This is a genomic window from Enterococcus sp. AZ163 (assembly GCF_050498925.1).
Taxonomy (GTDB): domain Bacteria; phylum Bacillota; class Bacilli; order Lactobacillales; family Enterococcaceae; genus Enterococcus_A; species Enterococcus_A ferrettii.
This window is the reverse complement of sequence record NZ_JBIPAO010000001.1, coordinates 1,556,419-1,580,895: the sequence shown is the minus strand read 5'-3', so window position 1 is coordinate 1,580,895 and position 24,477 is coordinate 1,556,419. Positions and strand designations below refer to the sequence as shown.

Sequence of the window (24,477 nt, the reverse complement as noted above, 5' to 3'; positions counted from 1 at the left end):
TCCTCCTTAGTGTTTTAAAACATGTTCGTCTTTTTGAATAATATGATGTTCACCACGAGCGGCTGGGTAAACAGACCGATTGACCTCTTCTGCCTTCATATGAACAGGCTCTTCCAAAACAGCGTGCTGCTTCTTATCATGCAGCTCATAAATAATAAAGGGCAACAAAACCGTTACAATAAAGCTAATCAACAAAATGATTTGATACGTCCGATGTTCATTGGCTGCAATTGATGCTGGGGGAACAAATGAAATCAGCAAGGCAAAGATTGATAAAACGAACCCTATTCCGCTGATTATTATTTTACCCGCTGTTTTACCCGGAACATTATACGTTCGCTTAAGATCTTTCTTCTTAAAAATTAACACAAAGTAACCGATAAAAAATAGTAAATAGCCTACTAAATAGATCACCACAGTTAACGAAATCGCTACAAGAAATGACAAGTTATTTCCGCCACCGCCAAAGGTTAAGACCGCTCCCCATATCGTTACAATAATTCCTTGAATCATAATTAACGGAACGGGCACACCATGCTGGTTCGTTTTACGAAAGAACGGTGGTAATAACCCTCTTTGAGCTGCTGTAAACATTCCTCTGGAAGGACCTACAACCCATGAACTGACTTCGCCCATTACACCAAAGGCAATCATTAGTGCAATGATTTTTACTGCCCAACCTAAATGTGCATTGAAGTGTAGAATTAACGATTCAAAGGTTTGGATCACACCTGCACTTAAAGACAATTCCTTTTGAGGAATAACTGCTGCAACCGAAAAGCCGCCAATTGCATCCAAAGCAATCGCTAAAATGACCAATAAAAACATCGCCAACGGGTAGTTTCTTTGTGGATTTTCTAACTCATTGATGTGAGAGGCCGAAGCTTCCACTCCCATATAGGCTAAAATAAATGAAACAAAAACTACCAAAGTAGATAATTTTGAAAAGTCAGGAATAAAAGCTTCAGGGCTTAGTGTCATTTGAATTGGATTACCTCCAATAAAATAAGCAATTGCCAAAACAAACAGAATAACCGAAGGAATGACGATACCAATCACAAAACCAGCCTTAGCAATTTTCGCCGTCCGTTTGGTACCTCCAAGTTGAGAAAAAGTTAGTCCCCAAAAAATTACTAGCACACCAATATATTTAATTAAGGGGTCTGTGTTCAATTCTGGGAAATTCAGCACATAGGATAGCGCACCAAGAATAAAGTAGATCATCGTAATAAAACCTACTGTAATTTGAAACCACTGGAAAAAAATGGCCGCGAAACCAAAACGTTCACCCAGGGTTTGACTGACCCAGCTGAATATCCCGCCATCTTTCCAACCTTCAACTGTCGCCATTTCTGCTGCACAAAGCGCCACCGGCAGAAACCATAAAATACCGCCTAATAACAAGAAAAAGACTAAATGCAGCTGAGAAGTAGCAAAAGTAGGGTACTCATAAACGGTCAAAACCATCGAAGCCGTTAAGGCAAAAAAGCCGAATAGAGATAATTGTTTTTTGTCCATATCAATACTTCCTCATCTTATTTTTCTGCTTTTTTGTTTAAAGGAAAAGCAAATCCTTTTCACTAATCGTACACCTCTTTTCTTACAAGACGAAGTATAGCAGGGAATGAAGAAGTAATTTTCCTGATTTTTTCATTTCCATCTTTCATAAAATAAAAAAATCTGGAAAAAGTCCAGACAAAAAAAGTCGTATCCTCATCAGATACGACTTCATGAAATTATCTTAAGTTTGAAAAAGCACCGAATTTAGTTAATAACTCATCGAATCCATCCGTTGTTTCTTCACGATTCCAATCACGCTGTAATTCACAAGCCAATTGAGAAATTGAGGTTAATTGAGCCCCCGCTTGTTCTACACGACGTAATGCAGTTTCATGCGCTACCAAAGAGGTTCCGCCAACTGCATCAACAATCGGATAAACTTCAAAGCCTTCTTTTATAGCATCCAAGGTAGGAAAGGTCAAACATGCTTCTGTCCATAATGCTAAGATCAAAATTTTCTTGCGGCCAGTTGCTTTGATCGCTTCATTGTATTCCTTATCTTCCCAAGCATTAATTGAGCTACGGTCATACGAGATTGCATCTTCGCCAACTGCTCGTTTTAGAACCGGAATCGTATCAGTGTTCCAGCCCTTTTCAACGTTTACTGTTGATAAGACGATTGGGATATTATATAACTTCGCTAATTCGATTACGATTTCGGTGTTGCGAATTAATTCTGAACGATTCATAGAATTAATCGAGTTAATTTGGGTTGGTTGATAGTCAATTACTGTCAATACAGTATTATCTGGAGATAACAAATGGTCGTCGGTTCGTTTTGCATAACTTGTCATTTTTATCCACCTTTCTTAATAAGGCCAGTATACTCTGAAACCATAATTTAGGCGAACAATCTGCCGGACAGGCAAAAAATAGCGAAATGACTCCTAATTAAAGGCATATCATGTCGCTAATATTTTAGATTGATTCTTTTTTTCTTAATCCTCTGCTGCTAAAAAGACAATAATTGTACCGACCGCCGAAATAATTGTACCTATCAGCAGCATTGCTTGAACCGAAAAGAAATTCAACAGCTGTCCTCCTAAAAAGGAACCGACAATGCCGCCAATAGTATTCGCAGTCGCCATTAACGTTTGCCCTTTTATCAAGTCTTTTTGTGGAATAATTTGATTCGTATAATAAACTGAAGCCGTCGTGTGCAAAGCAAAGCCCAGCATCTGCAGACTTTGAGCCACATTAATCATCGCAATATTTCCTGCTGCCAGCATCAGTACTGCTTTCACCGTGAAAAAGAAAGCAGCAACCCGAATTAGGGTCTTGCAGCGGAAGCGGGTTAACAACCAAGTAAATAGAAACATCGTCGGCAGTTCACTCACAGCAGCAATCGAAAGAGAGGACCCCACATTCGCTTCTGTCCCCCCTAAAGGCGCCAGAATCTGATACATATAGCTGTTCCCAATGGTATGGAAAACAAACAGCATCGATACCCCGATTAATAGGACCATAAAACGTTTGTATTTTTTTATAAAGACCGGTAAGCTGCTAGGTTCCTCCAACTCTGGGATTGCCGAAACTTCCATTTCAGTCAATGAGACTGAATATTTACCTGCCTTTTTCCTAGTATCAATCCAAAAGGTGGCAACAATAAAGAACAGAAAAATTCCCATCATCAAATACAAAATCACATTGGCAGAATAGCGCTCAATCAAAACACCAGTTACTGCCGATGCTCCGGCAAAAGCCAACGAACCCAATCCGCGAGCAACGCCAAAATTGAGCCCATAGCCGCGGCTAATAAAGAAGGTTCCTACCGAAATCGTGATTGGCTGCAGCAAAATCAAACTAGTGTAAAGTAAGATATAAATCAGCGCTACCGGCAAAAACTGGCTCGGCAAAACAATTAGAATAAGAGAAAACCCGACAACGAAGGCAGCCATAACAGCAGCCAAATGAGATAACGTCAACTTCTTCATCCGATCGGCAAAAGAGGCGATAAAGGGTTGCAACAGCGTTGCTACCAAATTGGCGATCGCCAGTACTAAACCAATCTGTCCATTGCTGAATTGACGGGAAAGCAGAAACACTGACGTAAAAGTTCCTAGTACGGAATATCCCATCCAATAGGGCATCTGCATACTGATATATTGTAAATTTAATTTAGCATTTTCGTGACGGTTCATCCTTATCCTCCAAAATTTTATCCAAAAAGCAGCACAAATAGACGTGTAAATTGATTGTACCTTGCAGATAGTGCGAATACAATCCTATTTCTTTGCTTCTATTGATAAAAACAATCCTCCCAGGTAACTCTTGGAGTTCAATTAGGATGCTTTGGGTAGATTCAAAACAATTATCACTGGTGTTCTAATCCCTTTTACTTTCGCTTCTTCCTCTTCCGATTCTTTTTAGGCTTGTTGTTTCCCATCAGTTTCTTTCTCAGCTCCTGCTCTTTCTTTTTTTCCTCTCTTTTCTTCGCCTGCTCGCCAAATAGATCGGGATTTTTTCCCTTGCCTCGGATTCGCCGTTTTTCTTCTAAAATTTCTTCTTTGGTACGATTGAGCTTCGTACCACTTAAGGACAAATCTTTTTTCTTGGGCTGCCCTTTAGCTGTAGAATCTTCAGAAAAACTTGAATCTGTCACCTGCGAAAAATCCTTTTTCTGCGGTGAATGCCCCGTCTCCCTTGGTTTCTTTTCATCGGTCTTCTGTTTCTGCTGTGTTGTTTTGCCTGTTTCTAATTTGTCCGGCTGGTAGTTAGGATCTTCTTCATTGCGGATATCAAAATCGCGAAATCGCTCATCAATAGAAAAATCCAACCAGACCACTTCTGTAAAGCGACGAATTCCTTCTTTTTGAAAAATAGTTAATTCACCCAGAATATTTAAAAGAGCTCGGTGTTCCTGAGAGGAACGCAAAGCAACCACATTGCTCAAGCTCCAGTTATGACCCTTACCACTTTCATCTTTAAATAAAGCCTTTAAGGTTAATTTCTTTTCGCCGGCTTGTTCCCCCACGTTAAGTATCGGACGCAACTTCTCTATACGTAAACGTGTTTGTTCTGTTAATTGCGCATATTCTATTTGGTTCTCAAATAAACGATCAATAACCTGAACCCACTCATCCTCAGTAAAGTAATCTTCAAAATAGACACACAAATTTCGCACGGAGTTCAATTCTTCAACTGAACTAGTTAAAAATAGTGAACACACCAATTCTTTAGCAAAATAAGAGAAGTCTTGTGTAGAAAAGGCATTTTTTACCATTATTGCTAAAGCATACTGAATGACACAGGCAGTCTGTTTCGTATCATTGTAAAATTCCTCAATCTTTTTCTCTAAATTTTCTCTCTTAGTAACAAACAACTGATATTGGGTCAATACTTTAGTCATATTCATAGCTCCTTATCCATTTTTGTGCTAGATTTCTGAATCTGAGACAGATTTCGCAGTTGATCAGCATCTACTCATGTATAAGGTATGTAAAAAATTGCAAATCGTTTTGTTAAACTTTTGTCTTAAGAAAAAATTAACCTTTTTTGGAAAAAAAGTGAAAAACAACCTGTTAAGCATTGCCGTTATCAATTTCCCATAAATGATTTTCTAGAAATACTTCCTTAACCTCTGTTTATCCTCGAACAAAACAATGACCCAAGTTGGCTACCAGTTCTTCTGTTTTAATTCGAAGTACTCCGTTTGCCTATATTCACCTGATCCTTGGAAACAGAAAAGCAACCTCTCACCGAATGAAGGCGAGAGGTTGTTTTTTAAACTGTTGCCAAATACTCCGAAAATTTATTCAACCCGGCAATTAATTCCTCGGTTTCGCAAGCATAGCCGATCCGTACGCAATGTTCGAACTCAAAGCAATCGCCTGGTGTAAACAGCAACCCATGATTATCAATCAAATCAATACATAGCTCGCGGCTGGGATGATCAAAATCGTAGTATAATAACGTAACAGTTCCCGCCTGAGGCTTCACATAACTAATATGCTTTTCCTTCTTCACCCATTCGTCTAAAATCGCTAAATTATCCCGCACGATTTTTTTGTTGCGGGCCAAAATTTTGTCTTTGTTAGCCAGTGCAATCCCTGCCAACTCTTCGTCAAGCATGCCACAGCTGATGGTATTGTGATCACGATGCAAACTGCACTGCTCACCGACTTCAGGATTAGTTGATGCGATCCAGCCTAGACGCAAACCAGCTAAGGAGAAGACTTTCGACATACTGCTTACGCTAATTCCTTTGTCATAAAGATCAGCAATCGACGGGCTTTCTTCCTCGGCTTGGGTCAAGCCGCGATACGTTTCATCGGATAAAACATAAGCATCTACTGATTGAGCAATCGCTACAATTTCCAGCAGCATGTCTTGGTCCATTAAAGACCCCGCTGGATTATTCGGATTGTTGATGATGATCATCTTAGTCTTGTCAGACACCAATTTGCGTACTTCAGCTAAATCTGGCAGAAAATTATTTTCTGGTGTTAACGTGTGACGTTTAACAGTTGCTCTAAACGATTCAGGAATTGAATACAATTGCTGATAAGTTGGCAGCACCGCTACTACTTCATCCTCCGGTTCAATCATTGAATAGAGAACCAAATGATTCGCTCCAATTGCGCCATGAGTGGTTAAGACTTGGTCAGGCTTGATCCCTGTATATAAAGAAGCAATCCCTTTTTTAAAGGTAGGGTTGCCAAAGATATGACCGTAAGTCAGTCTTTTTTGCAGTAATTCATTTAGTTTTTCTTCTTTGTTAATGCCAGCTAATTCAAACAATTCATCGACACTTAGGGAATCAACACAGGTTTCTCCAGTGTTATAAACAGCTTTGTCTTCGTGTTCATTCATCCATAATTCGACCTTAAAAGGTTCAATTCTCATTCGTTTCTTCCTTTCCCATCATCTTTTCTTAAAATATACCACAAACCTGACAATTATAGTCAGAGAGTTTTTACAATCTTATTGCCTTAGCGAGTCTTTGATAGGTTACAATGAGAGTATCAGAAAAAGTGAAGGGATATATTTGGTACAAACACTTTATTTAATGCGACATGGACAAACCTTATTTAATCAGCAGGGAAAAATGCAGGGCTGGTGTGATTCGCCTTTAACAGAATTGGGCAAGCAGCAAGCGAAATCTGCTGCTGACTATTTTACAGATATTCCGTTAGGTAGTGCCTATTCATCAACTTCAGAGCGAACAAGCGACACACTGGAGTTGATTACCAATCTGCCTTATCAGCGAATTAAGGGGCTAAAGGAATGGCATTTCGGAGCATTAGAGGCTGAACATGATTACCTGATTCCACCGCTTCCTTATGGCGATTTCTTTGTGAATTTTGGTGGAGAAGGCGAAGAGCCCTTTAGAAAACGAGTTGCAGCCACTATTCTTGACCTAATGAAAAAAGAAGAACAAGAGCATGTCCTAATGGTTTCTCACGGGGCTTGCTGCCGTCAGTTTATAAGTACTTGGGCCCACACTAGTAAGCTGACTCATTCGGGGCGCTTAGGGAATTGCTGTATATTGAAATTTGAATTTGAAGAGGATACCTTCCGCCTGCTGGAGATTACTGATCCAAATAAAAATTAAAATAAGGGAAGAACGACTGTGGAGTGACCAAAAAAAGTTAGACCGAAAATCTAACTTCTGGAGCTCAATACACTACTTGCCGTTCTTCCCTTGTTTTGTATGTAGAAAACTACTGCCAGATTTTTTCATCAGAAGCCAGTAAATACACCTTACCATTAGTAATCCCGTTGGTTTCTATCATTATCGGGCCCCTTAGCTCACACTTGTTGGTAAACGTAAGCTGCCCATTGTTAATAAATAATTCGGTTAGTCCTCGGTCAAGAAATAGACGGACCTCTTCAACCATGTCCAGAGAAACCTCATCTATTCTATCTCTCAACGCATCCTTAATCTCAAGCGTCAGTTGCTGATGAGCATAACTGATTTGATAGCTAGCCTCCTCAGTACTTAATTTAAGGGTGAAAGCAGACAGATTTTTGGACTGAAAAATAAGTTCAGTTGTTTCCACAATGACCAGCCCATTTTCAAGCTTCTGGCACTGTTCTCGTAACTTATACAGCTCCGCAATCGGCTGCATCCATAAACTGCCATCTTTTATTCGCAACTCTCGCGGCAAAGTTAAGGCTCCTACCTGCTGCTGACTCTCCTTTTCCTGCTCACCGGGTAATCCAAACCAGCCCCACACTAAGCGTCGCTGTTTAATCGGATCAAAGAAAGTCGCTGCAGCATAAAAATCAGTGCCTGCATCTAAAACTTGCATTTCTTCAAAGCATGCTGGTTCATCACTTAGAAAGTACGTTGTATCGAAACCGCCTTTGTACGTTGTATCCAGCCCTTTAGGTGAAATCAACAGCACTCTTTTCCCATCGAGAGTAAAATAATCCGGACATTCCCACATCGTTCCTTGACCAGTCTGTGCTTGAGCAACTTGTCTAACATATTCCCAAGGTCCGGTAATGCTGTCGCTTTGATAAAGATTAACCTGTCCCAGGTTTTCCCGACTTTCACCTCCGATTACCGCGTAAAATTTTTCTTGCTCCTGCCAAACTTTAGGATCACGAAAACGATGGGTATTTCCTGTCGGTGGTGTTGTAATAATCGGATTATTTTCGAACTTTTCAAAAGTTACCGCATCCTGACTAACAGCTAAACACTGCGTTTCTGCATAGTCCTGTGCAAGATTTTTGTGTCCAGTATACAGCAGGTATAGTGCTTCTCCCACTTGAATTGCACTCCCTGAAAAACATCCATCCTGATCGTAATCCTGGTCTGGCATTAAGGCCATTGGTTCCCTCTTCCAGTGAATCAAGTCCACAGAGGAAACATGCGCCCAACCAATTGTTTTCGTATTCGTTTCTAGCGGATTGTTTTGAAAAAAAACATGATATCGTCCTTGAAAATAGCACAAACCATTGGGATCGTTGCTCCAGCCCTGCTGTGGAGCGATATGATAGCCATAGCGTGTCATGTATGTTCACCTTCTATTCGTCGTCTTCATTCGTTCGCAGCTGAGCCTGTTGAGTGAAGGTCGATAGAGCGCCAGCGGTCAATAGCTGAGGGACAACCTGCTTTAACGACTGCTGCTGCTTTCTCAAATTAACTGCCTCAACTAAACAAGGTAAATTAACCCCTGCTATAATTTCAAATTCCTTAGCATATTCACCAGCACATTTTGCTGCAACGTTAAAGGGCGTTCCATAGAGCAGATCAGTAAAAATCAATATCGATTGCCCCTGGAGCTGCTCTACTGTTGCCTGCATCTGATCCTGAAATTTTTCAATTCCTGATTGGTCGATTTCAACTGTGTAAAGATCGTTCTCTGGGAAAAAGAAGCTTAATGATTCCTTCATAGCTGAGGCCAGCGGTCCATGGCTGGCAATGATTATTTCGTACATGCGATCCTCTCCTACACAATGACATCCTTCAAGTAAATTTTATTATCTCCTGGCACCATAATCGTCGTGATTTCAACGCCTCGATTTAATAATTCTTTGAAGGCCGCTTCTTCAGTTTCAGTAATGCTGACAGTTGGTCGAACATGACGAGTCCCCTCGCGCACTGACATATTGCCGACGTTGACCGTTTGAATGGGCAAGCCCATTTCCATCAAATCGAGTAAATCAACTGGACTTTTCACCACAATTAATACCTTTTGTCCTTTATATTTTCCAGCCAAAATATTGGTTGCTGCCGTTTGTTTAGTAATGATAGAGGTAGCTACATTAGGTGGTGCAGCCATCCTCAATACTGTTTTTTGCACATCATTAACGGCTACATCATCATTGATTACCATTATACGGGTTGCTCCCAGCTCGTTGGTCCATTGTGTTGCAACTTGTCCGTGGATTAAGCGATCGTCCACGCGAATATGAATAATTCCTTCCATTTTTTCCACTCCCTATTTTAAGATATTTAACGCATATAGTCCGACAGATAAAACCATAATGATCAAAATAATATAGATCGGTTTTACTTTTTTACCTAATAAATAATATACTGCAAAGACTAGCAAGGCCGGAATCACTCCTGGCATAATCTGATTAAGAATTTCGTCTCCCGTCATTTCCAGCGAACCTTGCTTGAAGGTAAAGGCCAAATTTGCTTTTATTACGGTTGGGATCAGTGCCCCTACCACCATCAATCCTAGAATCGCTACACTTTCAGTGATGGCTTTTAGTTTTGTTTCAATTGAAGCCAATAGACTTGTTCCTGATTTTAAGCCTGCTTTGAACAATGGAATTCCTAACGCCTTCAATAACCACGTAACCGCAATCCAGATGACGATCCCGACTACACTGCCTTCCAGTGCCATATTTGCTGCAATTGCGCCAAATATTGTCCAAGGAATGACTACAAAAACACTGTCGCCTAAACCTGCCAAAGGTCCCATCAAACCAGTCTTTAACGCCATAATGGTATCTAAATTCTTTGCCTTCTCCACTTCTTCGACACCCATATTTACACCCATTACATAAGGGGCAACATACGGACTAGTGTTGAAAAATTGTAAATGCATCTTCACAGCCTGCTTCAAGCCTGCTGGATCGTCTTGATAATTTTCCTTTAGAAACGGCATCATGGAATACGCATAAGCTAGACCCATCATTTTTTCGTAGTTTAATGATGCACCACCGTTTAACATCCAACGCAATAATGTACGATTTTTCGCTTTTTGACTTACTTGATTATTCATCTTCATCCATCCCTCCTACAGCCTGAACAGGTTGTGCCATACTATTTTTCTTAAACAGGATCAAGGCAATTGCCGCACCTAGCAAAGCTACGCCTAGAATTGGAATGTTTAAATAAACCGCCACTACAAACCCGATAATCAAGTAGCCAAAATAGCTTCTGACTGGTAAGTATCTTAATAATAATCCAATCCCCAAAGCTGGTAATAATCCGCCAGCAACCGTTAAACCACCTGTTAACCATTCAGGAATATACTCAATAACTTTTCCTACAACAGTTGGTCCAACAATGACCGTAAGTAAAACCGGAATACCAGAAGTTAACATGGTATTGGCTACACCACATAAATGCATCAGTTCAACTGCTTTATAGTTTTCCTCATCCGCATATTTCTCCGCTTTGTTTTGGAAAAAAATATTGGTCGTCCATTTTAGAACATCCAATTGAACCATCAGCATGGCTACTGGTATCGCTAAGGTAATTCCAATTGATGCTTCTTGTCCCGTGGTAATAGCAATATAAGTACCTACCAAAGCTGCCGTTTGATAATCAGGTACTGAAGCACCACCAAAGCTTGAAATTCCCAACGTCATCAGCTGCAATGTTCCACCAATATAAAGTCCAGTTGCAATGTCCCCTAAAATCAGACCTATCAGCATCCCCGCAGTAACCGGCTGAGAGGTCCCCAGCATTGTTCCGTTTTTGTCATAATTGATGAAAAATCCATACAACACAATAAGTGCTACTTGCCAAAATTGAATATCCATTTTTTCTCCTCCTTCTTTACTTATCTATAAGCAAGTGGTGTGCCAACTTCTAAAACGACTACAAACCCCTTTACAGCAGCTTTACTACAGAAAAAGCTAGTGTTTGCCGGTCACAAACACTAGCTCAACAGAATAAACACTAGCTTTTCAATTGCGAATGAATAATTTGATAAATGTATTCAAACTCCTTATCCGGAATTTGAATGTTGTATTTCTGACAAATTGGAGCAAAGATTATCGTGGCAGCTGTAATGAACTCTTTAAATTGTGTACTTTGATCACTCGATGTTCCATCACTAACATCTCCCACCAGCAGTCGTTCGATCATCGAAGACAAATGCAAGAACAGATTTACCCGAATGAAGTTTTTGAAAACGACTTGGTACTTGTTCTCCAAAGCGGCGATCACTGTCTCGATTTCATTAATGACCATATCCGGATTTAGGAATCGGAGGCGAGCACTGGCACCCTCAATCGTAAATAGTTTGACAATCTCATTAGTAATAAGCTTCAGCTGCTCTTCGGAAAAAATAGTATGAAGAAAGTCCAGCGTTTGACTACCGTTAACCAGATCTTCAATATTTAAACTTTTTACTCCTGCCACTGAAACTTTTGATGTACTGATAATCAGCAAAGTATTCTTAAAGGAAGTTAGACTTCTTTCCTTTTCCAACTGCTTCAATTCATCAAATGCCATTAAAACAATTTCGACATTCGTCTTTGGTTCCTGTTGCAGAAAAATCTCCTTAACTTTGTCAGCAATGCCATCACCAGACATACAGGAAATAACAATATTTGGTGATTGAGAAATCCCTTCAAAATATTGCGGTTTTACGTTAAAGTCACTGTAATCCAGAGTGGTAAAATACTCCATCGGTCGATTTTGCTTCAAAGAAAAACCAAAATGTAGGGCCAACGCAGTAGAAACATTGTTTACAATCAGTAAGTCTCCGCTAACATTGTCCTTAATCTCTTCATACATCTTTTCCAGAGACCCCATGTCCACTAGTAAAATCAGTCCGTCTTGAGTATCCACCTGGGAAACGTAGCGATTCACCTTCGCAACAATTTCTTTCGTCTCAACCTGAATCGGCATATCAAAGGCCTCAAAAATGTAGTCATCGACTAAATAATTGACCTCCCTCACCAAGTTGGAAGCCGATTGCTTGCCATGCATTAGAATCAACGCATTCTTCTGACTAATAATCGGCAATTGGTTGACAAAATAGCCCGCCAGCAAATACAACAATGTGTCCGTCGCTTCTGTTTCAACAATTTCCAACAATCTTTTTGCCATATTAAAGTATTTGGACATACGTTTGTGTTCAATTGACGGAACAGTAATGGATGCTTCTTCTCTAAAAAGATCAATTAATAAAGCCAATTGGTACATTTGCTGCTCCATCAGTTCCATACCAAAATAAGCGAACCGTTCCTTGCCTTCCTGCAGTTGTGTCCTCACCATTACAGCACTGGCTGACAATTCTTTGGCTGGAAACAAAGCTTCAAGCTCTTTAATGAGCAGGGGCACCTGTTCAACCAGTTCATCGAATTCTTTTCCATCTATGTATGGATGAATCAGGTCTGCCAGATCATTAGTACGAAGCGTGTCCTTTATTTCAAAATGCTCCGGATCAATTTCAATGTACTGCTCTAATCCAGAACTGGGAATAAATAGATTCTTCAATGAGGCCTGCTGATTGTAGGTGGCCGCGCACATGAGTCTTATTTTATTTTGAATCGCTCCAACGTTGCCCTCTTCTTCATTAGTCAAAAGCTGGTCGATTAACGATGGATGCAGACAGATTTTCTTATTCATCTGTCTAGCCTCCAAGGAAAAGAAAGTCAAAATTAGCTGGATCCGCTCATTTCTTGTCCGATCCTTAAAATCCGGCAAGGTTACCTCTAAGGGAATTCTTCGTCTAAAGGTTGCCAGCAAGCTACTGCTGGTTTCTTCAGTCGTTGCTAATATCAAGCGAATATCGGCTGCCTGCCACTGCTCCTCTTCTCCCAAACGGCGAAATTTCTTCTGATCAATGAGTAAAAAGAGCTTTTCCTGATTTTCCTGCGACAAATTATGTACCTCATCTAAAAAAAGATAGCCGCCATCAGCCGCGTCCAGCAATCCTTTTTTCTCTCCCTCAGCTCCCGTAAAAGCCCCCTTCACATAACCAAAAAGAACAGAAGACAGCAGTTCAGGATTGTTCGCATAATCCGCACAATTCAAGACAATGAACGGTGCACCTATTGGAATAATCTTATGGGATACTGCATATTCATAAACTTTTCGAGCCAGCATACTTTTTCCAACCCCACTGCTGCCTCGCAGAATTACTGGCAAGCCGTTTGGTGGATAATTCACCGCTGCCTTGCATTGTTCAATAATTGGCCGCAAACTATATTCACTTCCAATCACCTCTGCAAAAACATTCGTCACCTCTGGCAGCCAAAATTGAGTTGGTCGCGTATTTTCCTTCGCCAGTTCTCCCGACTTCACTAACTGGTTTAAGTAATTTGATACCATGCTGCGGGATAAACTAGTCCGCTGAACGATATCAGCAGCTGTGAATTTTTCTCCTTGTGCAAGCTCTGCTTTTATTTTTTCTAACAAAATTTCTCCACTATACATCTTCCCCACCTCATTTACTTTATACGTGACCACGGGGAAAAAATCAATAGCGTGACAGAAACCAACTTTTTAAGTCATTGGCTCGCTCATCCTCATACCGCTTATTAAAATAGGAATAAAAAGGTACTAAAAAGCTGATAAGCAGCGTTTTTAGTACCTGAAAATTATTAATTGTTTGCAGGAATACCTTGTCCGTTTTCCTGAGTTGTCTCAACCTTTCGCTGAACAAATTTTACAATCTCAACAATTGGTATGATTGAAAAGGAAGCAACTGCCACTACTGTCCACTGACCAACGTTTAGGGAAGCAACTTTGAAAATATCATTTAATCCTGGCACTAAAATAATAATTCCCATTAAGGCGAAGGACAATAAAATCGCCCAATTGAAGGCTTTGTTGCGGAAAGGTCCTACTTTAAAGATGGATTGTTTAACTGATTTCACATTAAATGCATGGAATAACTGCATAAATCCAAGGGTCGCAAAGCACATAGTCAAAGCATCTGCATGCTGCAACGTATACAATGCTTGCGATGAAAGTTCGGGCATGTTTAGTGCAGTATGAGCTGGATTACGTAAAGAGAACCAATATACGAACAGTGTAATACCACCTTCTAAAATCCCTTGATAAATAATACTGCTGAAAACTCCGCCAGAGAAAAGATTGGAATTACGGCCTCTTGGTTTGTGACTCATCAAGTCTTTTTCCGCCGGCTCCATTCCTAAAGCAATCGCTGGAAAAGTGTCTGTAACTAAATTGATCCACAATAAATGAATCGGCAGCAAGGTGTCCCACGCAAACAAAGTCGCAAGGAATAAAGTCAAAACTTCTCCTAAATTAGCCGCCAGTAAATATTGGACTGTTTTCTGAATATTTGAGAATACTTTCCGTCCTTCTTCGACTGCTACGACAATTGTGGCAAAGTTATCATCGGCCAGAACCATATCAGAAGCCCCCTTGGAAACCTCTGTTCCAGTGATTCCCATACCGATACCGATATCTGCTTGCTTTAATGAAGGGGCATCATTCACACCATCACCAGTCATAGCAACAACCTTACCCTCTTTTTGCCAAGCTTTAACGATACGAACCTTATGCTCTGGTGATACCCGAGCATACACGGAGTAGTCATAAACTCGCTTTGCAAATTCTTCATCTGTCAGCTCATTTAATTCTGCGCCAGTCAGCACAGCCTTGTCGTTTCCAGCACGGATAATTCCTAAGCGAACGGCGATCGCCTCAGCCGTATCCTTATGATCACCGGTAATCATAATTGGTCGAATGCCTGCTGATTTAGCTAAACGAACTGCTTCAGCAGCTTCTTTTCTTTCCGGATCGATCATCCCCACCAAGCCGGCAAAAACTAAATCATTTTCCAGCTCCTCTGAAGTCAATTTTTCCGGTAGTTCATCAAGATATTTGTACCCCATCGCTAAGACCCGCAGAGCCTGCTTCGCCATATCTGTATTGTTAAATAAGATTTCTTTTCTTTGCTCCTGAGTCATTGGAAGTTCCTGATTCTGTGACAATACACGGTTTGTTCGCTCAATCAACACGTCTGGAGCTCCCTTGACTGCTACTAAGTATTTTCCGTTAGCCATTTGGTGTATTGTACTCATCAATTTACGCTCTGAATCGAAGGGTAATTCAGCTACACGCGGTTCCTGCTTCAAACAAGCAGCTAAATCCAATTGATGATCCAAGCCAAACTGAACTAATGCTGTTTCTGTGGGATCACCGATTAAAGAACCGTCTTGAGCTATCTTCGTATCGTTAACATAATTCATGATTCGCAAAGCCTTATTAGTTAAATCAATCGGTTCGACTGAAGCCACCTGATGGAAATCATAGTACAGCTTTTCTACCGTCATTTGGTTCAAAGTTAAAGTTCCAGTTTTATCTGAAGCAATAATATCTGTACTCCCCAATGTTTCAACTGCCGGAAGCTTACGGATCACCGAATTACGTTTCGCCATGACCTGTGTGCCTAATGCTAAAATAATCGTTACTATTGCCGGTAGTCCCTCTGGAATAGCCGCAACTGCAAGAGAAATCGAAGTTAACAGCATATCCACAAACGAGGTTCCATTAAATACAGTTCCGACAACAAACATGATAATAGCAATCACAATAATTGCAATGGTCAAGAATTTCCCTAATTCGTTCAAATTGTTTTTCAACGGCGTTTCCGTTTCATCGGCTTGTGCCAGCATGTCTGCTATCTTGCCAACTTCGGTACTCATTCCAGTATTAACTACCACACCTTTTCCTCGACCATAAGTAACGTTACTATTAGAAAAAGCCATGTTTATCCGGTCACCGATACCGATTTCTTCTGCTGGAAGAACAATCAATTCTTTTTCTACTGGAACAGATTCTCCTGTCAAAGCGGCTTCTTCAATCTTCAAAGATGCTGCCTCCAGAAGACGAAGGTCAGCCGGAACCACATCTCCAGCTTCCAGCAAAACAATATCTCCTGGAACCAGCTCGTCGCTCTTGATAGAAAGGGTATGCCCATTCCGTAATACATTAGCATTGGGAGTAGACATTTTCTTTAATGCTTCAATAGCTTGCTCAGCTTTAGCTTCTTGAAAGACACCCATTATCGCGTTAATGATTACCACCAAAAGAATAATCATTGAATCCACAATCTCATGAGAAACAATCGCTGAAATAATTGCAGCTGCCAATAATACCAAAATCATAAAGTCCTTGAATTGCTCAGCAAATTTCATAATTAGACTCTTTTTCTTACCTTCTGCTAATTCATTTTTCCCATAGGTCTCTAATCTTTTTTTAGCTTCTTCCTTACTTAAACCTACTGGTGAAGCCTTCACCTCAAATAGAGCACTTTCTACGTCTAACGCATAAAAACGCACATTCTTTTGTTGTTCTGTCATAATTGCCTCCCTTTATTCGATAAAAAAGAGACCTGTATATGCTCTAAACATACACAAGTCTCACCGTTTAAGACAGCACCAGAAATTTCTTTCAGGATTGGTGATGCTGCCACAGCCTGCGCTGCCAGTTACTCCCTCATGCTATTTTTCTTTAAAAGATGATAACTGATGTTATAAAATTAGCAGACATATTCTGTGTTACTTTTTCAAAATGTGAATGGCAAACCCGCCAAATTCTCCCGCTAGATAAATATTTTTAAGCTTTTCCTCTTCATCATAGGCAGCTGTATCCATATTAAAACTCAATCCTTTTTCCTTAAGCTCTACCACTGCATCTTCTAAATTAGCTGTTCGCATAGCAATATGTCCATTTTTACCTAGGAAAGGACTACGCATGCACTCAAAATAGTCACCCGCGAATTCCGACTTCTGTCCATGCCGAGGAGCTAAATTAAACATGCTGCTTAACAGCTGTGCTAACTCTTCAGCCACCTGTGCATTTTCCGTATTGATACCAATATGTTCTAATTCAAATTTGTTTGTCATTTTTCGTACCTCTTCCTTAAAAAATCTACATAGGGAACATAATTAACGCGCCAACAGTCAAAGCAATCAACCGAATGAAATACTGAGGAATCGTAAATACCCAAAATTCTTTTGCTGAATATTTTCCATAGCCTAAAATCATTGCTGGCATTCCGTCAATTGGTAAGAAGTGTCCGCACCAGCCGGAAATAACAATTGCACAGGCAGCAGCAGTAGGATCCAGCCCAAGATTAGAACAAACTGCAATAGCTAAGGGTGTAAATACATACACTGTTCCTATCGTTGACCCTGTCAATGTAGCTAGCAAACTAGTCAGGATACAGAAGGCAAAGATCATCATGAAAGGATTAATATTGTTACCTAACATTCCGGCAACCGTTTCGCCTACTAAATTAGTAAGCCCTGTGCTTCCCAGAGCATCTGCCACACCAATAACACCGGCCGACATTAAAATGATTGGTGCACTGATCGCATCTCTAACTTCCGCAAAATCCAGCACTCCAACAACTAAAATAACTGCAACCGACAAACCCGCCATCGCATAACCAGCGTCTCCGATTCTACTTTGCAGCAACATACCAACAACCGCAAATACAAATGCTGCATAAGTAACATTTTGCTTCCATTTAGGTAATAACGAAACGTTCTCATTTCCTTCAGTATTAACCTCTTCGGTATCTTCATCCTTGATGGGGTGATCTGGCAAGAATTTATACTGAATAATACAATTCAACAAAAATCCCATGGATAAAAATAAATTGACGATAGCAAATTTAAAAACTGAAACATTGATTGCTTGTCCAGCTGCTCCAAGAACAGCAATGACAATTCCGTACTGCAGAGCCGTATTAAATGGGATCAAGGGATGATTTGCAGCAAATCCAGCAGTCATAATTATCTTAGAAGGGGGAAGTTTTTTACTATAAGGCAACGTAGAAAGTAATCCAATAGTTAATACATAATAGGCGGTTGATCCTGTACCGAACATGCTGCAGCCTAACATCACAATTAAAATAATCAGCATGTACGATTTAAATCCACCCTTATTAGCCATCGCAAACATGGCCTTTTTAAACACGACAATAAAATTCGTTTTTTGCAGAGCAGCAATAATAGCCATAAACTCAGCTAACATAATAATGGTTGAATTAGAGAATCCGGCAAAAGCTCCTTTAATGTCAGCGATTCCAAAGATAACCAGCAATATACAGGCAAACAATGGCGGTGCACCAAATGGCAATTTATCAATCATTATTAAAACAATCATTAGCGCTGTGATTGCCAAAGCAATAATCATTTGAATAGTCATAATACCCTCCTAAGCTTTTTCATCTATTTCAATTAGAAGGATAGAATATATAAGCTGCAACAAACATATATTCTATCCTCAATGATACATTTCATTGCTGCTCACCAATTATAGAAAAAGGGAGCAGCAGCTGATTCAGTTATTTCATACCTTTAGCTTTATTTTCTTCCAGCACTTTTTTGATTGCTTCGATTCCTTCTTCAGGCACTTGATTGAATGGAGCACGACAAGGTCCTACATTGTATCCTAGTAAACGGGTAGCAGTTTTTACAATTGTATTAGGATTGCCATACTTAAAGCAGGCTCTGAAGCTTTGGATACTTTCATTGGCCTTTTTCGCCTCCTCAATTTTCCCTTCAACAAATAGGTCATAGATAGAAGCCATCGTCTGAGGATACACATTGGCGCAACCTGCGATTCCCCCAGTTCCTCCAGCCAATAATGTCCAAATAATTAATTGATCATTTCCAGATAGGGTATAGAATTTTGCGTTTGTTTTCTTTTTACCTGCATCAATATAACCCAAAATATTAGCAAAATTCCCGCTAGAATCTTTAGCGCCAATAATATTTTCAATTTCTGCTAAACGTCCAACTGTTGCTGGAGCTAAGGCATTACCTGTACGTGCTGGAATGTTGTATAAAACAATTGGCATATCAACTGCTTCTGCCACCGTTTTGTAGTGAGTGTATAATTCATCCTGACTCGCTGCAGCAAAGCTTGGCGTAATAATTGACAATACATCTGCTCCAGCAGCTTGAGCCATTTTACTTTGTTCAATTGTTTCCTTAGTAGAAAGTGTTCCAGTCCCTGCATATATGGGAACACGACCATTCGCTTGATCAACTACCGTTTCAACAACCGATTTCTTTTCGTCAGCTGTTAAAATATAGCCTTCACCATTCGTTCCAAAAGGGAAAATTCCGTGAATGCCATTCTCGATCATCCGTTCCACTTGTGTGCGAAGTTCCTCTAAATTTAGCGTTTCGTCCTCATTCATAGGGGTTAAAATCGGGGAAATAATTCCTTTCAATTCTGTCGTTTTCATTTAATTCTCTCCTTTTTTATTGTTTATCATTAAGAATGCGGTATCATTTACTCAATTGATGCTTGTCTCAAAGAATTTATTCCAGTACCCCTTCACCTGAGGTTGGGTTATATAAGCCTTCGGTCTCCCGTTTTTCCCCTAATAAATCTTCTACTGTAAAACGGACATATTTTACGCAAAGACGATTTTTGTAGGCATAAACTAGATGCAATAAACCTTGGCTGTCTTGATAAAGCGTTGGATACTCATGCTGTGAATTGTTGGTTTTATTCTCAATCCCGATATAGCCTTCTGCTGGTTCAAATACGCGACCGATCGGCCAAGTTTTGCCAAAATCTTCCGTGACTGAAACAGCAACTGGATTCCGTAATCCTGGCCAAGCTACTTTTCCAAAGGCAGCATGATTGGCTGCATTTAGGTTATAAGCCAGGGCAACTTCGCCGGACTGCAAACGGATAGCACTGACACTTGCATTGTTATTCGGTAATACCGTGGGTTCCGGCACACTCCAGCTATCGCCAAAGTCAAAGGATTCACTGCTGTAAACATGATCCGCAAAACGACTCCGCATGAAGGCCACTAAATGTCCTTCTTCTACTTCCACAATGTTGGCGTGAACTCGTCCGCTGCTATCAGGCATTCGAACCGCTGTCCAGGTTTGTCCTTGATCATCAGATACTTGGAATTCTGTTGGATCATTAGTTAATCCGTCTGGCGAATCTTCACACAACCAGGTACTGAAAATCCAGCGGCCGTTGCTCAGGATTTGAATGGCCTGACGAGAGAAAGTTCCTTCGTCAGCGAACAATGCTTCAGGTTCTCCCCAGGTTACTCCTTCATCACTTGATTTTTGAACCATGATGATGGAAGTAAACTGCATATTGTCCTTACCTTCTTGACGACTTACCTGTGAAGTATAAATCAGCCAGATCTTTCCATCGGGTGCTCTAAAAAAGGCTGGATTTTGTTCACTACGGTCTTCTCCCTTTGATACGGTTACTGGTACTGACCAAACCTGAGCTTCTGGATCAAGTTTGGATACCACAATAGAAATATCTCCGCTGCCTTCAAAGCTTCCGGCAAACCAGGCACACAACAACCCGCCGTCTTTTGTCTCAATCAGTGTTGGTGCGTGGGCAGTATTATTACCGCCAGTTGGAATAAGGCCAAAATCTACAGCTAAAAATTCATCTCGATAGACCACACCATTTGGTTCTGATTGTCGGATACTTGGTAATTTTGTAGCCATTTTTTTAATCCCCCTACATCATTTTTTTCTGCCTATTTTTATTAAGACTGAGCTTAATTATCCCTTTGGTTATATGAAATTTCCTCGTCAACAGCCAGCTCTTCTTGCCGAACATTATTTATTCACTGCAAGAAGAATCAGCTATTACGGTTTTTTAAGAGTTTTCAGCTAAGCGAATCGCATAATCAATCGCATTTTCCAGACTTAACTCACTTGCTGTCCACTTGCCAGCCTGGTCGAAGGCCGTTCCATGATCCACGGAAGTCCGAATGATCGGCAGATTCAAGGTAATATTGACTCCCTTCACAGCTTCCCAGCTAGCTGTCTTTTGATCGTAAACAAAACCCAACAGCTTCAAGGGAATATGCCCTTGATCATGGTACATAGCTACAACAATGTCGTACATGCCGCCGTTGGCTTTTGAGAAGACCGTATCGGCTGGCAATGAGCCGTAAGCATTGATGCCCTCTGCTTTAGCCGCTTCAACAGCTGGATTGATCTCGTTAATCTCTTCTTGCCCAAACAAACCATTTTCCCCACAATGAGGATTTAATCCTGCTACGGCAATGCGTGGGTTTTTAATGCCGAGATTTTTACAAGCAGTATCGGCAATCCTGATGACATCCAAAACCCGGTCTTTAGTCGCCCGGTCACAGGCTTCCCGCAAAGATACATGAGTAGAAACATGCACCACTCGCAAATTGCCGTCAGCCAGCATCATGGTATATTTATCAGTCCCAGTTAAGTCAGCATAAATTTCCGTATGGCCAGCATAATGATGGCCCGCGGCATTCATAGCTTCCTTGTTCAATGGATTGGTCACCGTAGCATCAACTTCTTTAGCTAAAGCCAGCTCAATGACTTTTTTCACATATTGGAAGGCTGCATTACCGCCAACCTCTGACACTTCACCAATCGGCAGCTCATCCATGTTAACCACCTGTAGGTCAATTAAATCAATGATGCCAAAGGTGTATTTCCCATCACTTGGTTTGTCAATGGGATGAACCGTCACGTTCAATTCTGGATGCTGAGCTAAATAATAATCTAGGACACTTTTATCACCGACTAACAGCGGACGACAACGGTCATATAATTCTGCTTTCAGAAAAGCCTTCAAGGCAATTTCCGGTCCAATACCAGCTGGATCTCCCATGGTAATACCGACGATTTTTTTCATTGCTGCAAAACTCCTTCTATAATAAGTAAGAAACGAATGCTGCTTAATTCATTTTGCATTTATTCAACAACGTTCATCACTACATGATTTCCAAATAAATCTTTCGTGCATCCTTAGGAGTTACTTCCCGTTTGTTGTTAACCAATAAGCGGGTCACCTCCATACCAGCAGCCACTAAGCCGTCAAGTTCTTCTTCTGGTACATTGAAGGTTTTCAGGCTGGTTGGTATCTCCAACACCTTCACCATTTCTTCCAGCTGATTGATCATATAGCCTGATTTCTCATCAACAGACAAATCCTTGTTACCGTTCTTCACTACTCGGTCATAGGCAATAGCCAGCAGATCCTTAATGGCTGGTTCATTAAATTTCATCACTGGAGTCAAAAGCATAGCATTGGACACCCCATGAGCAATGTGATATTTTCCGCCCAGCGGGTAAGACAAGGCATGAACCGCTGTCGTACCTGAGGACGTAATCGCTACGCCGGCATAAAAGGAGCCTAACAGCATATCACTCTTCGCTTTCAAAGCTTCTGGGTTGGTACAGGCTTCAACTAAATTGTTCATGATCAAATCCAAGGCCTCCAAAGCAAAAGTATTGCTGATAGGGTTGGCTTTAGCTGAAGTGAAACATTCAATCGCATGACATAATGCATCTACTCCAGTTGCCGCAGCAATAGGCTTTGGCAGATTTTTTATCATGCGGCTGTCAAGAATCACATAATCGGCAATCATCTCTGAATTAACAATACCAATTTTCAAATCCTTCTCTGGAACACCGACAATACTATTAGGAGTCGCCTCAGCACCAGTTCCGGCAGTTGTTGGAATCATCAAGCTGGTAATTTGCTTCTTCGCTAGCAATGGTTCGTCCAGCAAATCCTTCACGCTATACTCATCTGTCGCCAAAATCGAGGATAGCTTGGCAACATCCATTACACTTCCTCCGCCGATGGCTATAATAAAATCAGCTTCCTGTTTTTTAAATTCATCGATCATAGCCTGCGCTTCGTGATAGTTTGGTTCAGCTGGGATGTCGGAAATAATTGTGTAGTCAATTCCAGCTTCTTCAATGATTGCCTTAGGGATATCCACTAAGCCGGCTCCTAAAATTCCTTTATCAGTAAAGATGACAATTTTCTTCACTCCGTTGGCAATGATGCCGGCCAATTGCTCCAGGGCGTGCTCTCCGGCGTTGATATTTTTGGGCATTTTTAATTGATAATCTGCTAACATGTTCTTCCTCCTATGTGTTCATTTAAACGACTAATTTCTTCAAACAACTCTTCGTTGCCAAATCCACCTGACTTAGTAATCACCTGGCGTTGCTTTTGGTTCCATTCAATAGTTGATAAAACAGTCCCGGCACTGAGCTCTGTCAGTGGTCGGATTGTCTGAACCCCCAATACCTTCATGGACTGAAAAAGGGTATCCCCGCCAGTGAAAAGAAATGTATTTTCGCTGTGACTGGACCACAAGGCCTGAGTCAATTCTCCCAACGACTTGCCGATCCGAAAGCGATATTCAGAAACCGGCAGCGCTTTTTCCCGGCTATATGTCTTAATCCCTTCGGAAGTCTCTTCGCTTAAGGTTTCAAAAACCAGCAAAGGATGGACCTTCATCAGCTTCAGATAGTTTCGAAGTTCCTGTTTTCCTTCTGTTCTGGACCAGTAATTCGGCTCCAGCAGCTGTTGGGGGGTTAAGGAAATTCTGGGATAAGCTTTTTTGTCAGCGTGTTCAATTTGCTTTTTAGTAATAGGATTAACGCTGCCGCAGATCACCACTAACGGATTTTTTACCGAGTAGCTGCTGACGGACACGGCCGGAAATAACTGCTGAGCTAAAATCTTGGCAAATCCAGCACAGCCGATGGTGATTGCCAATAGATCGCTTTCCTTTAACAATTGCATTTGTTGCTTTAAATCATTCTCTGTTTGCGCATCAAAGATCAAAACACCTTTTCTATTATGGGGAAGTTCATTGGCTTTGACCAGCAGTGCTTCGATACCCGCCTCTTGCTTCAACCGATGAATCAGATTGCTTTCTGTTACTGGCTCATAAGGATCATCAGCAAACACACTTTGAGAAACCAAGACCTGATCGATATACAAATTACCGTCAACTAGTACGCGATTCATCTCAGGATAAGCTGGTAAAAATGGAATGATTCCTGCTTGGCTGGTATCCAGAATAGCTTTGACTTCGGCACTGATATTCCCCCGCAATGCAGAATCTACTTTCTTATATATATATGGAATCCCCTTCTGCTGAGCGCTTACAATTATTTCACTCATTTGCTCGTAGGCTTCTTTAAAAGGTAAATAGCGGCTCTCAGTATTTATTACCAGTACAGCGACGCTTTCCTCCAGCTCAATCTTGTTCAAATCTATTTCCGTTGAAACCAAGGTATGGACTCCCTGATTGGAAAATTGAACACCCGTATCAAGAGCTCCGGTAAAGTCATCTGCAATGACTAATAGCTTTAACATTCGTTCACCACCTTGGATTTCATAATTTCATTTTATGTTCTCAAATCTACTTTTAATATCAAAAAAAGCAAAAAAACGTTTAATTATGAAACGATATAGAACTTCCTCTATCA

The 24,477-nt window shown here is 40.8% G+C and carries 20 protein-coding genes; 1 reads left to right on the top strand and 19 read right to left on the bottom strand.

Features of this window, described 5'->3' with window-relative positions:
• Positions 1 to 6 precede the first annotated feature (6 nt).
• From gadC to IGI46_RS07505, 5 genes are all read right to left on the bottom strand, one after another.
• Complete coding sequence (gene gadC, locus IGI46_RS07525; protein WP_207702080.1) at positions 7 to 1,518, bottom strand: glutamate:gamma-aminobutyrate antiporter; 1,512 nt, start codon at positions 1,516 to 1,518, stop codon at positions 7 to 9.
• 218 nt (positions 1,519 to 1,736) lie between these two features.
• Complete coding sequence (locus tag IGI46_RS07520; protein ID WP_207702081.1) at positions 1,737 to 2,354, bottom strand: isochorismatase family protein; 618 nt, start codon at positions 2,352 to 2,354, stop codon at positions 1,737 to 1,739.
• Positions 2,355 to 2,498: 144 nt separating this feature from the next.
• Positions 2,499 to 3,701 (bottom strand): MFS transporter, encoded by a 1,203-nt coding sequence (locus IGI46_RS07515; protein WP_429962723.1) that lies wholly within the window; start codon positions 3,699 to 3,701, stop codon positions 2,499 to 2,501.
• A 194-nt stretch (positions 3,702 to 3,895) separates the two neighbouring features.
• Positions 3,896 to 4,909, bottom strand: coding sequence for a hypothetical protein (locus IGI46_RS07510; RefSeq protein ID WP_429973189.1), 1,014 nt, complete (start codon positions 4,907 to 4,909; stop codon positions 3,896 to 3,898).
• Between the two features lie 374 nt (positions 4,910 to 5,283).
• On the bottom strand, positions 5,284 to 6,405 hold the full coding sequence (locus IGI46_RS07505) for an aminotransferase (protein WP_429973188.1): 1,122 nt from the start codon (positions 6,403 to 6,405) through the stop codon (positions 5,284 to 5,286).
• Positions 6,406 to 6,547: 142 nt separating this feature from the next.
• Between IGI46_RS07505 and IGI46_RS07500 the strand changes: the two genes are divergently transcribed.
• Positions 6,548 to 7,114, top strand: coding sequence for a histidine phosphatase family protein (locus IGI46_RS07500; RefSeq protein ID WP_429962719.1), 567 nt, complete (start codon positions 6,548 to 6,550; stop codon positions 7,112 to 7,114).
• Between the two features lie 109 nt (positions 7,115 to 7,223).
• Here IGI46_RS07500 and IGI46_RS07495 read toward each other — a convergent pair whose 3' ends face one another.
• The 14 genes from IGI46_RS07495 to IGI46_RS07430 form a co-directional block, all read right to left on the bottom strand.
• The gene (locus tag IGI46_RS07495; protein ID WP_429973187.1) at positions 7,224 to 8,522 is read right to left on the bottom strand and encodes a glycoside hydrolase family 32 protein; all 1,299 of its coding nucleotides are present in this window, start codon (positions 8,520 to 8,522) and stop codon (positions 7,224 to 7,226) included.
• Positions 8,523 to 8,535: 13 nt separating this feature from the next.
• The gene (locus IGI46_RS07490; protein ID WP_207702089.1) at positions 8,536 to 8,949 is read right to left on the bottom strand and encodes a PTS sugar transporter subunit IIA; all 414 of its coding nucleotides are present in this window, start codon (positions 8,947 to 8,949) and stop codon (positions 8,536 to 8,538) included.
• An 11-nt stretch (positions 8,950 to 8,960) separates the two neighbouring features.
• Entirely contained in the window at positions 8,961 to 9,440 is a 480-nt protein-coding gene (locus IGI46_RS07485) for a PTS system mannose/fructose/N-acetylgalactosamine-transporter subunit IIB (protein WP_207702090.1), read from the bottom strand.
• 12 nt (positions 9,441 to 9,452) lie between these two features.
• On the bottom strand, positions 9,453 to 10,247 hold the full coding sequence (locus IGI46_RS07480) for a PTS system mannose/fructose/sorbose family transporter subunit IID (RefSeq protein WP_207702091.1): 795 nt from the start codon (positions 10,245 to 10,247) through the stop codon (positions 9,453 to 9,455).
• On the bottom strand, positions 10,240 to 11,007 hold the full coding sequence (locus IGI46_RS07475) for a PTS mannose/fructose/sorbose/N-acetylgalactosamine transporter subunit IIC (protein ID WP_429973953.1): 768 nt from the start codon (positions 11,005 to 11,007) through the stop codon (positions 10,240 to 10,242). The genes IGI46_RS07480 and IGI46_RS07475 overlap by 8 nt, the downstream gene beginning before the upstream one ends.
• 145 nt (positions 11,008 to 11,152) lie before the next feature.
• A complete protein-coding gene (locus IGI46_RS07470) occupies positions 11,153 to 13,642 on the bottom strand; it encodes a sigma 54-interacting transcriptional regulator (protein ID WP_429973186.1) in 2,490 nt (829 codons plus the stop codon).
• A gap of 167 nt (positions 13,643 to 13,809) precedes the next feature.
• Positions 13,810 to 16,542, bottom strand: a complete 2,733-nt coding sequence (locus tag IGI46_RS07465; RefSeq protein WP_429962715.1) for a cation-translocating P-type ATPase — start codon at positions 16,540 to 16,542, stop codon at positions 13,810 to 13,812.
• A 198-nt stretch (positions 16,543 to 16,740) separates the two neighbouring features.
• On the bottom strand, positions 16,741 to 17,088 hold the full coding sequence (locus IGI46_RS07460; RefSeq protein ID WP_429962714.1) for a 2-dehydro-3-deoxyphosphogluconate aldolase: 348 nt from the start codon (positions 17,086 to 17,088) through the stop codon (positions 16,741 to 16,743).
• A 25-nt stretch (positions 17,089 to 17,113) separates the two neighbouring features.
• The gene (locus tag IGI46_RS07455) at positions 17,114 to 18,397 is read right to left on the bottom strand and encodes an SLC13 family permease (RefSeq protein WP_429962713.1); all 1,284 of its coding nucleotides are present in this window, start codon (positions 18,395 to 18,397) and stop codon (positions 17,114 to 17,116) included.
• 139 nt (positions 18,398 to 18,536) lie between these two features.
• Entirely contained in the window at positions 18,537 to 19,445 is a 909-nt protein-coding gene (gene dapA, locus IGI46_RS07450; protein ID WP_429962712.1) for a 4-hydroxy-tetrahydrodipicolinate synthase, read from the bottom strand.
• Positions 19,446 to 19,521: 76 nt separating this feature from the next.
• The gene (locus IGI46_RS07445; RefSeq protein WP_429973185.1) at positions 19,522 to 20,694 is read right to left on the bottom strand and encodes a sialidase family protein; all 1,173 of its coding nucleotides are present in this window, start codon (positions 20,692 to 20,694) and stop codon (positions 19,522 to 19,524) included.
• Between the two features lie 154 nt (positions 20,695 to 20,848).
• Positions 20,849 to 21,874, bottom strand: a complete 1,026-nt coding sequence (pdxA, locus tag IGI46_RS07440) for a 4-hydroxythreonine-4-phosphate dehydrogenase PdxA (protein ID WP_429973184.1) — start codon at positions 21,872 to 21,874, stop codon at positions 20,849 to 20,851.
• 79 nt (positions 21,875 to 21,953) lie between these two features.
• Positions 21,954 to 23,111 (bottom strand): iron-containing alcohol dehydrogenase, encoded by a 1,158-nt coding sequence (locus tag IGI46_RS07435; protein ID WP_429973183.1) that lies wholly within the window; start codon positions 23,109 to 23,111, stop codon positions 21,954 to 21,956.
• A complete protein-coding gene (locus tag IGI46_RS07430; protein ID WP_429962708.1) occupies positions 23,105 to 24,364 on the bottom strand; it encodes a four-carbon acid sugar kinase family protein in 1,260 nt (419 codons plus the stop codon). The genes IGI46_RS07435 and IGI46_RS07430 overlap by 7 nt, the downstream gene beginning before the upstream one ends.
• Positions 24,365 to 24,477 lie beyond the last annotated feature (113 nt).